Raw genomic sequence first — 13,806 nt, 5'->3', positions numbered from 1 at the left:
ATCGCGTGCGGTGCCCGGAGCGTTCTGGCGTACGGGTCAGAGGGTGGAGCCAGCCCTGCGGCGGAACCGCGAGGCGCCGAGCAGCAGGCTGCCAGCGGCCAGCAGGCCGCCACCCAGGGCGAGTGCGCCGCCGGTGTCGTCGCCCGTCACCGGGAGCTTGTCGTGGCCCTTGCCATGGTCCTTGCCGTGGCCCTTGCCATGGTCCTTGTCGTGGTCCTTGCCGTGGTCCTTGCCGTGGTCCTTGCCGTGGTCCTTGCCGTGGTCCTTGCGGTGATCGTGCTTGCCGTGCCGGATGCAGATCGTGACGGTGGCCGGGTCGGAGACCACGGTCCGGCTGCCGAACTTGCCGGTCGCCCGGGCGGTGTTGACCACCTTGCCGTGCTTGACGTCGGACCGAGTCACGACGTACGGCTTCACGGCGTGGCAGTCGGTCGAGGTGCCCGGCGCCAGCGTGGTGCTGTTGCAGACCACCGCTCCTGCGGTCGGGTCGTCGACCGCGACGTCGGTGATCGTCACCGTGCCGGTGTTGGTCACCCGGTAGGTGTAGTGGATCTTGTCGCCCTTGGCCGCGTAGCCGTCGTTCTCACACTTGTCCCGGCAGTTCGAATCGATCCGCGCCTTCTTGTCGATCGACAAGCTGGCCTGCGGCGTCTGGGTCGTGACGGTGAACGTCGCCTCGTTGGAGCGCACGGTCTGCTCGCTGAAGAAACCACTGGCCTGCGCCACGTTCACGATCTTGCCCTTGGCCGCGTCGGCAGCGGTCACCGTGTACTTACCCGTACACGTCGTACTCGCCCCCGGCGCCAACGACGTCGCCACGCAGGTGATGCCCGTGACCGTGTCGTCCTTCACGGTGATACCCGTGATCGGAGACGTCGTACCCGTACTCGTGTTCGTCACCGTGTACGTGTACGTCACCACGTCACCGGCCTTCAGCCCACTGGCCGGCGCACCCTTCTTGGCCAGCGACAGGCGCGGGCGCACCTCAGGGTTCGAGGCGGCGCAGGTGCTGGTGAGGACGAAGAACCTCTCCGTGCCCGTGACCACCGCCGTCGCCCCGGTCAGCGTCCAGCCGGCCGGAAGCCGGATCCACGCCTTGCTGGTGCCCATGTCGTTGACCAGCGCGCTGTCCTGGGCGGCGGGAATCGTCCTGGTGACGGTGCCGCTGGGCGTGCTCCAGGTGCCCGTGACCGTCACGAACTCGTCGGTGGGCGGATTGCTGCCGGGCAGGTCGAAGACCCAGACGTCCTCGTTCGGATACGGTCCGCCACCCAGGTTCGGATCGCAGTTCTGGGTGAAGTCGGCCGCCGTCGTCGGGACGTTCCCCGGGTTGATGCTGATCTCCGTGTCGGCCATGGCCGGCGAGGCGCCCACCACCAGCATCGCGCCGACCAGCAGGGTGCCAGCGGCCAGACGGGCCCACGCACCTGCCCGTCCAGATGGTACAAGTCTGCTCATGTCATCCCCGTGTCGTGAAGCCTCATTGACGCCGAGATCAACGAGCCCCGGGCAGACATGTGATGCGACGCGGAGACGATTCACCCTTTTGGCTGGCCTTTGCCCGGGTTGCCCTTCTTCCCACCCCTGGCCTTCTCCGACTTGCCCTTCGTGCCCTTCGCCAGCTGGGCGTGCTCTGGCTTGCCCTTCTTCGGCTTGCCCTTGCCCGGTTGGCTCTTCTTCGGCTTCGACTCCGGCTTGGCCTTGGTGCCACCGGCACCACCGGAGCCGGCCTTGCCGGCCGCGGCCCGCACCGGTTTCGGGGCCGGTTTGGTGCTCGGCGCGGCACCGGCCACTCCGGCGACCTGCACACCGCACATCTCGTCGCCCACCCGGAACTCCACCGGCAGCGGGTTCGACCCGGTGTACGTGCCGGACAGGCTCAGCTTCTCGGTGGCGCCCGGAGCCAACGGGGGGCGCTGCTGATCGGGCTGCACGACCACCGCCCGCCCCTGTTGGCGCACCGGCGCCGGGGTCGCCCCGGTCACCTTCTGCTCACCCGGGAAGGCGAAGCGCACCGTCCAGTCACGCAACTCGCGGTCGCCGGTGTTGGTCAGGCGTACCTCGGCGGTGAAGTCCTTGCCGGAGTCCTTGCGCAGCGTGTACGACACCTGGCACGGGAACTGCTGCTCGCCGCCGATGCGGGCCTGGGCCGGCTGGTCGATGCCGCCGCTGGCCGGGCTGCGCGAGGTGACCCCCCACACTCCCGCCGTCACGGCCATCAGCGTTGCGGCGGCCACCCCCGCCTCGATGCGGCGGCGGCGGTCCATCGTCCGACGGGTCCGCAGGCCGGCGAAGGGCAACGCGTCGGTCGCGGCGGACCAGGACAGGATCGTGGTGCTGGCGCTGGACAGCCGCAACGGCTCGGCCCGTGCCACACCGGCGGGCACCGCCGGCGACCTGCCAGCGGCCAGCGCGAGGGTCCGGGCCAGCTCGGTGGTGGCCGGCCGGTCCGCCGGTCGCTTCGCCAGGCAGCGGTGGACCAGGTCGGCGACCTCGGTGGGCAGGCCCGACACCGACGGCATCGGTTCGGGCTCGCGGTACATGTGCGCCCGCAGCATCTGCGTGGTGGTGTCGGCCTGCCAGGGCAGCCGTCCGGTGAGCATCCGGTAGAGCAGCAGCCCCACCGCGTACACGTCGGTGGCCGGGCTGACCTGGCCGTTGTCGAGCCGTTCCGGGGCGAGATAGGCGGGTGTGCCGAGCAGCGTGCCGTCCGGCCCCTGCTCGCTCTCGCCGACCAGCGCCGAGATGCCGAAGTCGACCACCTTCACGCCGGTCGGGGTGAGCATCACGTTGCCGGGCGTGACGTCACGGTGCACCACGCCCCGGGCATGCGCGGCGGCCAGCGCGGAGGCGACCTCCGCGGCGACCGTCACCGCCTCCCGCCACGGCAGGTGGCGGTCGCAGGCGAGCCGCGCGGTCAGCGGGGCGCCGTCGATCAACTCCATCACCACGTACGGCACGGTCAGCCCGACCTGTTCGGACTCCCCGTAGTCGTACACGTTGGTGATGTTGGGGTGGCAGAGCCGCGCGGAGGCCTGGGCCTCGCTGCGGATCCGATGCCGGAACGCCCGGTCGCTGGCCAGCCGGGAGGCCAGGACCTTGACCGCGACCTGGCGGCCGAGCACCTCGTCGTAGCCGCGCCAGACCACCGACATCCCGCCCGCGCCGAGTTGCTCGATCAGCCGGTACCGCTCACCGAGCAACTGTGCGCCACCGTGTACCCCTCCACCCATGGTCGGCGTTGTTGCCCGACACGAGGCCGGCTACACCTTTCTGGTCAGATTCGGTCAGCGATGTCACCCGATCAGGCGGTGGCCAGCAGTTGGTCCACCGGCGCGTAATCGTCGGTCAGCACCAGCGCCGCGCCGATGAAGTCGGTCAGGTCGCCACCGGAGAGCAGGCTGGCCGGCTCGTTGTCGGCGTCCAGGCGGGCCCGCACGGCCGCCAACGGCAGCGGCGCGTCGGAGGCGACGATCAGGAAGTTGGCGCCCCGCGCGCCGGCCAGCGCCTCCGGCGGGGCGATCACCGCCACGTGCCGGAACTCGGCGGCGACGGTGGCCACCTCGCTGGTGATGAACCGCAGCGGGGGGTAGTCGATGACGTTCTGCACGTACACGCCGCCGGGCCGGGCGACCCGCCGGATCTCGGCGGCCATCTCCCGGGTGGCCAGGTGCCAGGGCACCACCAGATGCCCGAACGCGTCACCGACCACGAAGTCCCGGCTGTCGGTCGCCTCGGCGGCCACCAGTATCCGGGCGTCCCCCACCACCGCCCGCAGGTCGGGCCCCTGCGTCACACCGAGCTGCCGTTCGCCCAGCTCGACCAGCCCGCCGTCGATCTCGAAGACCAGGTTGTCGGTGCCGGCGCGGGTGGCGGTCAGATAGCGGGGCACGGTGAACCCGCCGCCGCCCAGATGCAGCGCGTCGAGCCGCTGCCCGGGCGGCGCGATGACGTCGGCCACCGCACCGATCCACCGGGTGTACGCGTACTCCAGGTGGGTCGGGTCGGCCAGGTCGACGTACGAGTGCTGGGCCGAGTTGAGCAGCAGCGTACGCCCGCCGGGCCGGACGGCATCGGCCTCGACCCGGGCGCAGTGGTACGCCGTCTCCACGTCGCACGGGTTCGGCGCGATCACGGTCAGTCCGGCCCCGATCAGGCCGAGCGCCGCCAGGGCGGACTTGAGCCGGGCCGGACCGGGCAGCGCCGCGCGGTCCTGCCGGCGCAGATAGACCCAGAGCCCGACGCCGACGATGCCGAGCGAGCCGGCCAGCCCGAACAGGATGACGGTGCTGGGCAGGGCGGCGACCAGCACGAAGCCGGTGACCAGGGTGGCCGTGACGGCACCCAGCGTGCCGATGCTGGAGAGCCGGCCGACCACCTGGCCGGTGCGGCGCAGGTCGGCCAGTTGCAGCTTGACCACCAGCGGGGTGACGGCGGACAGCAGCATCGCGGGCGCGAACACCGCGACCGCGACCAGCAGCAGGATGGCGCTGGCCGCGCCGCCGCGCAGCACCTCACCGGCGTAGCGCACCGCGGGCAGGGTGATCGCGGTGGCGATGCCGGCGAGCACCAGTGCCGGCGCGAGCAGGATGCGCGGGTTACGCCGGTCGGCGAGCCAGCCGCCCGCCCACGCTCCGTACGCGATCGCGGCCAGCGCGATGCCGATGACCGAGCTGGTCACCTGGAGGGTGACGCCCACGTACGGCCCGACCAGGCGCAGCGCGGCGGTCTCCAGGACCAGGACGGCGCCACTGGCGTAGAAGACCAGGAACGCGGCGAGCCCGTTGGGCAGGGCCCGAGCGGCCTGCGGCTCGGGCGGTGCGGGTGGGACCGACACGTCGGACGATGGCGAGTTCATCGTGGCGATCGTACGCAGCGATCCCCCGGCCGCAGGTCAGTACATCGAGAGATGAACATGGTTCGTGTGGTCCGCGGCGGGGCTGCCGCTGCCGCTGTACGCCCGCCATCCGGTGCCCGGGTGCCAGATCTGCCGGTACCAGATGACGTACAACACACCGAGCCGGTCGGCGTTACGCACGTGCCAGGCGGCCAGGCTGTCTCCGTACGTCTTGTCGCCGCCGGTGGCGGTGCGGTCCTCGAAGCCGTTGGTGGCCGCCGAGAAGTCGCAGGCCCGACCCTTCGGGTGCTCGCCCGAGCCGCCGCTGCGGTAGCAGGAGACGTGCCGCTTGTACCCGGCGGCCTGGGTCTGCTGGAGGGCGTGCAGGGTGCGGGGCGTGATGCAGCCGGAGGTGGTCGGGTCGTTCACCGAGCACGACTCGCCCGGCCACGAGCCGTCGGAGTTGCGCGGCGCCGGCCTCGCCGAGGTGGAGTTGGCACCGCTGAACCCGCCGCTGCTGCCCGAGCTGACCGCCGCCAGTGCGGCCTCGGCCTCCCGCTTCTTCTTCGCCATCACCGCGACCTGCTTCTGCTGCTCGCGGACCTCGGCGTTGATCGCGAGCTTCGCCTGCCGGGCCTGCTCGCGTGCCTCGGTCAGCTCGCGCACCCGACGGCTGTCCCGCTGGGCCATCATGTCGAGGCTGGCAGCCCGCTGCACGAACGCCTCCGGGGTGACGCTGTCCAGCAGCGCGGCGGTGGCGCTCAGCCGGCCGACCCGGTAGGACTGTGCCGCCACCTCGCCGACCAGGACGGTCAGCTCGACCAGGCGATCCTCCACCGCGGCCAACTCGACGCCGAGCTGCTTCTGCCGCTTCTTGGAGCCGTCGAGCTTGCGCTTGGCCTCGATGTGCGCCTTGGCGGTGGCCTCCAGGGCGTCCCGCAGCTTTTTGCTGCCACCCTCGTTGGGCTCGGCGTACGCCGGCACGGCACCGACCCCGAGCAGCAGCGCCACAGCGGCGAGCAGGGCGATCAGCGGCCGGTGGATCCGCCGCCGGATGGAGATGGACCTGCGCACGAAGGCATCCTTCCGTCGGCGGCCTGCTGGCAAAACCGCCGGTCACGATACCGGAACCACCGCCCCAACCCAGTCCCCCACCCTCCCCTTCTCCACCCCCCGCAACCCCCACCTCACCCTCCGCACACCATCCCGCGTTGATCATGAGGTTAGCGGCAGTCGTCGATCTTCAAACTGCCGCTAACCTCATGATCAACGCGCGAAGGTCGGGAGGAGGGCCTGGCGGACCTGGGTCCAGACGTCGGGGGTGACGGCTACCAGGAGGCCGTGGTGGGTGGTGGTGGGGTGGTAGTCGGTGGGGTGGTAGTCGGTGCCGTCGAAACGGCGGGCGACGCCGCCGGCAGCCCGGACCAGCAGCGTGCCGGGGCCGTGGTCCCAGGGCAGGGTGCGCCAGAAGATGGCGAACTGCTGCCGGCCGGTGAGCAGGTCGAGATACTCGCGGCCGGCGCAGTGCTGACCCGGCAGCAACTCGCCGACCAGTCGTCCGCCGGACTCGACCGTCCGGCGCGCGGCCGGCGGAAGGAACTTCGTCATCGCGACGCCGCGCAGCTCGCCGATCGGCGGCGCGGGCGGCAGCCGCAGCGGGCGGCCGTCCAGGTAGGCGCCCTCGCCGAGCCGGGCGGTGGCCAGCGTCCCGGCCAGCGGGTCGTACACCCAGGCGGCCACCGGCTCGCCGTCGGTGTGCAGGGAGACCATCAGCGCGAACGGGCAGCGCCCCGCCGCGAAGTTCGCCGTACCGTCGATCGGGTCGACGAGCCACACGTCGCCCCCGCCGCGCAGATGGCGTAGCAGGTCAGGATCGTCCGCCACCGCCTCCTCGCCGACCACGACCGAACCCGGCCGCAGCCGGCGCAACCCGTCCGTGATCATCTCCTCGGCCTTGCGGTCGGCGACGGTGACCAGTTCACCAGGGGCCTTCTCGGCCACGTCGGCCTCGTCGAGGCGGCGGAAGAACGGCAGTACGACCCGGGCCGCGGTCTCCCGCAGCAGCCCGGCGACATCGTCAAGCAAAGTGTCAACCACGTGGCGGCAGCTTCACCACGCTGACGAAGAACTCGTCGATCTGCCGGACCACCGTGATGAACCGCTCGAAGTCCACCGGCTTGGTCACGTACGCGTTCGCGTGCAACTGGTAGCTGCGCAGGATGTCCTCGTGGGCCTCGGAGGTGGTCAGCACCACCACCGGAATCCGGCAGAGCTGCTCGTCCTTCTTGATCTCCTCGAGCACCTCCCGGCCGTCCCGGCGGGGCAGGTTCAGGTCGAGCAGGATCAGATCCGGAAGCACCGCGTCCGCGTGCTGGCCCTCGCGGCGCAGGTAGGCGAGCGCCTCGGTCCCGTCGGAGACGACGTTCAGCCGATTGCGCAGCTTGTGCTCCTCGAACGCCTCCCGGGTCATCAGCACGTCGCCCGGGTCGTCCTCGACCAGCAGGACCTCGATCGGGCTGCTGCCGTCCGTCGGCGCAGTCATCTCACCGCCTCCTTCGTGCCACCTGTGCCACCGCTGTCCGGCGCGTCGACGGCACCCGCGCCGACCTCGCCGGCTCCGGACCCGTCGCCGCCGGGCGAACCGTCCACCGGGTGGTCGGCGAGTTCCTGCGCACCGCCGACACCGGTGGCCAGGCCGTCCGTTCCGTCGGCGGTCGTCGTACCCCCGATTTCGGTGGGCAACGCCGGCAGGGTGAACCGGATCGCGGTGCCCTCAGGCACATCGGTGTCCACCCAGATCCGCCCACCGTGGTATTCCACGATCTTCTTCACGATGGCCAGCCCGATCCCCGTCCCGGGGTACGCGTCCTTCGCGTGCAACCGCTGGAAGATCACGAAAATCTTGTCGGCGTACTCCGGCTCGATCCCGATGCCGTTGTCCTGGCAGGTGATCTCCCACTCGTCGCCGACCAGCCGGGCGGAGACGTGCACCCTCGGCGGCACATCCGGGCGGCGGAACTTGACCGAGTTGCTGACCAGGTTCACCAGCAGGTTGGTCAGCAGCGGTTCCTCGCCCCGGATCACCGGCAGGTCGCCCCAGGTCAGCTCCGCGTCGGCGTACTGGCGGGCCGGCTCGGTCTGCTCGGCGACCTCGGCCATCAGCCGGTTCAGGTCGACGTCGGTGAAGCCGGCGGTGATCCGGCCGATCCGGGAGAACGCCAGCAGGTCGTTGATCAGCCGCTGCATCCGCTGCGCGCCGTCCACCGCGAAGGCGATGTACTGGTCGGCCCGCTCGTCGAGCCGGCCCGCGTACCGGCGTTGCAGCAACTGGCAGAAGCTGGCCACCTTCCGCAGCGGCTCCTGGAGGTCGTGGGAGGCGACGTAGGCGAACTGCTCCAGGTCACGGTTGGACCGGGTCAGCTCCTCGGCCTGCTTCTGCAACTGAGAGTTGACCCACTCGATCCGCTCCCGCGCCTCGCGTACCTCGGCCAGGTCCGCCGCGATCTTCTGGCGCATCGCGTCCACGTCCTCGCCGAGGCGCTGGAACTCCGGCGGGCCGGTGCCGGCGACCCGGTGACCGTAGTCGCCGGTGGCGACCTGGCGGATCTGCCCGGCCAGGGCCGTCAACGGACGCAGCACCATCCGGTCCAGCGAGAGCAGCAGCGCGATACCGGCCAGCGCGACCACCAGGCCGGCAACCACGAGGAGTACGACCAGAAGGTTCCCGGCCCGCTCCACGTCCCGGGCGGTGGCTTCCCGGGCGGTCAGGATCTCCTCCTGCAGCACGCCCACCCCGGTACGCAGTTCGTCGAAGCGCCCCCGGCTCTCGTCGGTCAGCAGCGCCTGCCCGGCCGCGGTGCCACGGACGTCGGTCGTGTCGATCACCGGCTGGGCGACGTCCCGCCGCCACTCGTCGGCCAGCCGCTCGACCGTGCGCAGTTCCGCCTCGATGGCGGGATAGCGGGCGGCCAACTCCCGGATCCGCGTTGCGGTCGCCCGCTCCCGCGCCATGCCCCCCTCGTACGAGGCGAGGTCCTCGGGATCGGCGGTCACCGCGTACCCGCGGACCCCGGTCTCCTGGTCGAGCAGCGCGCTGAGCAGCTCCTCGCCCTGCACCCGCAGTGGCCCGACCTGCACCAACAGCACATCGGTGTACTCGCGGTTCTTCGTGGCGACCACCGCCTCGGCCACCGCGACGCTGAGCAGCATCGCGCCGACGACGCCGAGCAGCGCCAGCACCCGACTGCGCAGGGTCCACGTCCACCGGCTCGTCCCGGGCTTCATCGGCCACCGCCCCGGGAGACCAGCAGCATCGCCACGTCGTCGGCGAACGGGCCATCGTTGAGCTCCTCCGCCCGCCCGACCAGCCAGGCCGGCAGCTCGGGCAGCGGGACGGCCCGGCTGGCCGGTTCGTCGAGCAGGCGGGTCAGGCCGGGCACGTCGAGGCGCTCGTCGCCGTCGCCGATCCGGCCCTCGATCAGGCCGTCGGTGTACATCAGCAGGGACCAGTCATCGGTGTCGAACTTCAGGTCGAAGGCGACGGGCCGACGGGGGCGTACGCCGAGCAGCAGGCCGCCCGGCGCCGCCACCGGGGCCACCCGGCCGCCGGCGAGCAGGACGGGCGGCGGGTGACCGGCCAGCCGTACGGTTGCCCGGTTGGCGCCGAGGTCCAGCCGGACCGTCGCCACGGTGGCAAAGATCTCCTGGAGCCGGCGCTCGCTCATCAGCACCTGCTCCAGCGCGGGCAGCACCTCGTCGTCCGGCACCCCGGCGAGGATCAGGGCCCGCCAGGCCACCCGAAGCTCGACGCCGAGCGCCGCCTCGTCCACGCCGTGCCCGCAGACGTCCCCGACGATCAGGTCGACCCGGTCGGGACGGGTCTGCACCACGTCGTAGAAGTCACCGCCGATCAGGGCGGCGTGCCGGCCCGGCCGGTAGAAGGTGTGCACCGCGATCTGCTCGGTGGACATCAGCGGCTGGGGCAGCAGGCCGCGCTCCAGGCGGGCGGACTCGGCCTGGCGCAGCTCCACCTCGCGCAGCCTGCGGGCGTTCTCGTCGGCCCGCTTGCGCTCCACCGCGTAGCGCAGCGCCCGGGTCAGCAACACTCCGTCCACCTGGCCCTTGACCAGGTAGTCCTGGGCGCCCTCGGCGACCGCGACGATGCCCAGATGCTCGTCGGAGCGGCCGGTCAGCACGCAGACCGCCGCGCTGCCGGACATCTCCAGCACCTGCCGCAGACCGTCCAGCCCCTGCGCGTCGGGCAGGCCGAGGTCGAGCAGGACGCAGTCCACGCCGGCAACCCGCTGGCGGGCCTCACTCAGGCTCGTGGCGACCAGCAGCTCGATCCCCGAATTCGTCTCGGCCAGCAGTTCGCCGACGAGGAAGGCGTCACCCTCGTCGTCCTCGACCAGCAGCACCCGCAGCCGCTCACCGGGCGGCAGGTTCAGGCTGCCGCCCTGGGGGTAGGGCCACGACACGACGGAGGGACCGGTCATACCGGTCCCCCGGTGCGGCCAGGTCGCCGCCGCGACGGGCGGGAGATCGCTGGTGATGTCGGGCTCCTTCCGGCTGCCCTGCTGATCCTGTATTACACAACGTTCGCACACAACACGACGGGATGCCCTGGGCCGGCATCGGGGATGATTACCCACCCAGTTCCCACCCCCGAGGAGCCACCCGTGGGCGCACCCCCCAGCCCCGCCGCCGACCGTGCCCTCGCCCGGCCCCGCCGGCGTCCCCTCGCCGCGCTGGCAGCGCTGGTGGCGCTCGTCGCCGTCGGCGCGGCTGTGCTGTTCGACCTGCGCCCGCCGGCACCCCGGCCGGCCGACGCGCCGGCCGAGGAGTTCAGCGCCCCGCGAGCGTACGCGCACGTACAGCACATCGCCGAGCGGATCCATCCGGCGGGCAGCCCGGCGAACGACGCGGTCCGCGCCCACCTGGAGGCGGTGCTGCGCGGCCTCGGCCTGGAGACCGAGGTGCAGGACACCGTGGCCGAGGAGGCCGGTCAGCTCACCGGCGCGGCCGGCGGCGCCACCCTGGCCCGGGTCCGCAACCTGGTGACCCGGCTGCCCGGCACCGACCCCACCGGCACCGTGTTCCTGGTCGCCCACTACGACTCGGTGCAGAGCGGGCCGGGCGGTAACGACAACGGTGCCGGGGTGGGCACCATCCTGGAGGTGGCACGGGCGCTGACCAGCGGACCCCGACTCCGCAACGACGTCGTGCTGCTGCTCACCGACGCGGAGGAGGCGTGCCTGTGCGGCGCGTCGGCCTTCGCCTCCGACCATCCGCTCGCCGCCGGCAGGGGGGTGGTGCTCAACCTGGAGGCGCGGGGCCGCACCGGCCCGGTGATCATGTTCGAGACGTCGCCGAAGAACGCCGCGCTGGTCGAAGTCTTCGGTCGCGGCGCGCCGCACCCGGTGGGCACCTCGTTCGCGGTGGAGGTCTACCGCGCGCTGCCCAACGACACCGACTTCACCGCCTTCCTCGACGCCGGGTTCGTCGGGCTGAACTCGGCGTACCTCGACGGCGGTGCGATCTACCACACCCCGCTGGACACCCCGGAGTCGATGGACCGGGCCAGCCTCCAGCACCACGGGGACAACGCGCTGGGCCTGGTACGCGAGTTCGGCCGGACCGACCTGGGCACCCTGCGCGCCGGCCAGGACGCCACCTACTTCCCGGTCCCCGGCGGACTGGCCCGCTACCCCGGGGTGTTGGTGCTGCCGTTGGCGCTGCTGGCGCTGGCCGGCGTGCTGGTCCTGGGCTGGCTGGCCCGGCGCCGGGGCCGGGTCACCGTCGGTCGGCTGGTCGCCGGGTTCGGGCTGGCCCTGATGCCGATCGTGGTGGCCCCGCTCGGCGCGCAGCTGTTCTGGGCGGGGATCACCGCCGTCCGGCCGGGCTACGCCGAGCTGCTCGACCCGTACCGGCCCACCTGGTACCGGCTGGCCGTGCTGGCGATCGCCGCCGCGGTCCTCTGCGCCTGGTACGCGCTGACCCGTCGACGGGTCGGTCCGGCCGCGCTGGCCATCGGCGGGCTGGCCTGGTTGGCGCTGCTCGGCGTACTGCTGGCGGTCCTGGTGCCCGGCGGCGCGTACCTCGCGACCCTGCCGGCCCTGGCCGGGGCGCTGGCCGGGCTGGTGGCGATGGCCGGTCGTCTGGACGGCCCGGTGCCGGTGATCGCGGCGACCGCCGCCGCCGCGGTGGCGGTGGTCGTGCTGCTGCCGACCGTGGTGCTGCTCTTCCCGGCGCTGGGCATGGCGATGGGCGGCGTCGCGGCGCTCTTCGCGGTGCTGCTCGGCCTGGCCGTGCTGCCGGTGGTCGACCTGCTGCATCCGCAGGCCGGTGGCCAGCGGGGCATGGTGGCGCTGCGGGCCCGCCGGCTCGGCGCCCTGCCGGCCGGCGCCGCCGCGCTGGCGGCGGTGGTGTGCGCCGGGATCGGCCTCGCCGTCGACCGGTTCGACGCCGCCCACCCCGCGTCCAGCCACCTGATGTACGCGCTGGACACCGGCACCGGCCAGGCCCGCTGGCTCAGCCGCGAGTCCGCGCCACAGCCCTGGACCGCCGGCTACGTGGCCGGGCCGGTCTCCGTCGCCGACGACTTCCCCGGCATCGGCCGCGCCGAGTTGCTCGGCGGCCCGGCGCAGGCCACCGAGCTGCCCGCGCCCCGGCTGGACGTGCTGGCCGACACCACCACGGCCGGCGAGCGCACCCTGCGGCTGCGGCTCACCCCGCAACGCCCGGTACGCCTGATCACCCTGCACGTCGACACGGCGACCGCGACGGTCCGCACCGCCCAGGTGGCGGGACGCCCGGTGCCGGTCGAGCCGCGCGACGGCCGGTGGGGCTTCGGGGTGGTCTTCCACGCCCCACCGCCCGAGGGAATCGAGATCACTCTGACCGTCGAGCCGAGGGCGGAGCGGGTCGCGCTACGCGCGATGGACGCCAGCGACGGCCTCGACGAGCTGCCCGGATTCCGCCCCCGCCCACCCCACGTCGGCATCGCCGGCTCCCACACCTCCGACCTGCTCGCCGTAGCCCACACCTACCCCCTCTAGCCCCGCCCCCGCCCCGCCCTCAACCCCGCCCCGCCCTCTGCCCCACCCGCCTCGACGGCTGTCAGGCCTTGACCTGCTCGGCGATCTCCAAGGCGATGGCCTTCACCTGCTCCACGGAGAGTGGAGACTCCGGCTGCGCGGGAACCGCCGACTCGTCGACCCCGACCATGTTCAGCACGCCCACCTCGAGCGCCCGGTTGTCGGGCAACTGGATCAAGACGAGGTGCTGCACGCTCTGCTGCCGCTTGCCGGTGTAGGTTTCGATCCTCATCTTGGCGCCACTCGGGGTCGTGCCCTCCTCGCACACCCTCCGGTAACGCGTGTCCTCCTGGATGTCCGCCGGGAGCTGGCACGGCCAGTGGATCCCGGCCGGTTCGGCGGACGTGTCGGGGTGCACGTCAGGGGTGATCGACAGGCCCAGGGAGCCCTTGCGTCCCTGGTAGGAGATGCCGGAGGAGCCATAGACGAAGTCTGAGTTGTCCTCTCTCTGGTGGGTGAACGCCGGCGGTTGCCCGTCCGGCTTGCGAGGCTCGCCGATGTACTCCGGCATCCAGATCCACGTCGCGCCCGGCGCCACCTTTCGGAGCGCCCGGTCCAGCTCCTTGGCGAGGCGTTTGGCGGTGGCGCCGGTCGTCTCACTCGTGCTGAAGACCAGGCGGAACCGGGTGTCCGCGGCGGACGAGGAGGCAGCGGCCTGCGGCGTGGCCAGCGCCCCGCCGGGCTGCTGATCGCGTACGGAGATGCTGACGCCGCCGGCAATCGCCACGGCCAGCACGGCGGCCAACGAGCCGCCGAGCCGCCGGGCGGCCCTGGCCCGCCGTTCCCGCCGGACGATGCCTCGAACATCGACCGCCGGCGGCGGTGGGGTACCGATCAACTCGTCGAACAACTGATGGCTCATCTGGTGCACTC

The 13,806-nt window shown here is 72.3% G+C and carries 10 protein-coding genes; 1 reads left to right on the top strand and 9 read right to left on the bottom strand.

Going from position 1 to position 13,806, the window contains the following annotated elements:
- Positions 1-36 precede the first annotated feature (36 nt).
- The 8 genes from IEY61_RS07875 to IEY61_RS07840 form a co-directional block, all read right to left on the bottom strand.
- Positions 37-1,458: a CLIPPER-2 domain-containing protein gene (locus IEY61_RS07875; protein ID WP_189042008.1), complete on the bottom strand. Its 1,422-nt coding sequence runs from the start codon at positions 1,456-1,458 to the stop codon at positions 37-39.
- 80 nt (positions 1,459-1,538) lie between these two features.
- Positions 1,539-3,233: a serine/threonine-protein kinase gene (locus IEY61_RS07870; RefSeq protein WP_189042006.1), complete on the bottom strand. Its 1,695-nt coding sequence runs from the start codon at positions 3,231-3,233 to the stop codon at positions 1,539-1,541.
- Positions 3,234-3,304: 71 nt separating this feature from the next.
- Positions 3,305-4,858, bottom strand: a complete 1,554-nt coding sequence (locus tag IEY61_RS07865) for a fused MFS/spermidine synthase (protein ID WP_189042004.1) — start codon at positions 4,856-4,858, stop codon at positions 3,305-3,307.
- A gap of 36 nt (positions 4,859-4,894) precedes the next feature.
- The gene (locus IEY61_RS07860; protein WP_229705753.1) at positions 4,895-5,911 is read right to left on the bottom strand and encodes a coiled-coil domain-containing protein; all 1,017 of its coding nucleotides are present in this window, start codon (positions 5,909-5,911) and stop codon (positions 4,895-4,897) included.
- Positions 5,912-6,103: 192 nt separating this feature from the next.
- Positions 6,104-6,934 (bottom strand): inositol monophosphatase family protein, encoded by an 831-nt coding sequence (locus IEY61_RS07855; protein ID WP_189042002.1) that lies wholly within the window; start codon positions 6,932-6,934, stop codon positions 6,104-6,106.
- Positions 6,927-7,379: a response regulator gene (locus IEY61_RS07850; RefSeq protein WP_189041999.1), complete on the bottom strand. Its 453-nt coding sequence runs from the start codon at positions 7,377-7,379 to the stop codon at positions 6,927-6,929. Before IEY61_RS07850 ends, IEY61_RS07855 begins: the two co-directional genes overlap by 8 nt.
- Positions 7,376-9,121 carry a sensor histidine kinase gene (locus IEY61_RS07845; protein WP_189041997.1) on the bottom strand — a complete coding sequence of 582 codons (1,746 nt, stop codon included), beginning with the start codon at positions 9,119-9,121 and terminating at the stop codon, positions 7,376-7,378. The genes IEY61_RS07850 and IEY61_RS07845 overlap by 4 nt, the downstream gene beginning before the upstream one ends.
- Positions 9,118-10,332, bottom strand: coding sequence for a PP2C family protein-serine/threonine phosphatase (locus IEY61_RS07840; RefSeq protein ID WP_189041995.1), 1,215 nt, complete (start codon positions 10,330-10,332; stop codon positions 9,118-9,120). Before IEY61_RS07840 ends, IEY61_RS07845 begins: the two co-directional genes overlap by 4 nt.
- 183 nt (positions 10,333-10,515) lie before the next feature.
- On the opposite strand from IEY61_RS07840, the gene IEY61_RS07835 reads away from it, so the two are divergent.
- Positions 10,516-12,894: a M28 family peptidase gene (locus IEY61_RS07835; protein WP_189041993.1), complete on the top strand. Its 2,379-nt coding sequence runs from the start codon at positions 10,516-10,518 to the stop codon at positions 12,892-12,894.
- 61 nt (positions 12,895-12,955) lie between these two features.
- Here the strand turns inward: IEY61_RS07835 and IEY61_RS07830 are convergent, their stop codons facing one another.
- Positions 12,956-13,795 (bottom strand): hypothetical protein, encoded by an 840-nt coding sequence (locus tag IEY61_RS07830; RefSeq protein WP_189041991.1) that lies wholly within the window; start codon positions 13,793-13,795, stop codon positions 12,956-12,958.
- Between the last annotated feature and the right edge of the window lie 11 nt (positions 13,796-13,806).

Source organism: Micromonospora sonchi (genome assembly GCF_014646235.1).
GTDB classification, from domain to species: Bacteria; Actinomycetota; Actinomycetes; order Mycobacteriales; family Micromonosporaceae; genus Micromonospora; species Micromonospora sonchi.
Note: the sequence above shows the minus strand (reverse complement) of the source record. Positions and strands in the feature narration are given on the sequence as shown.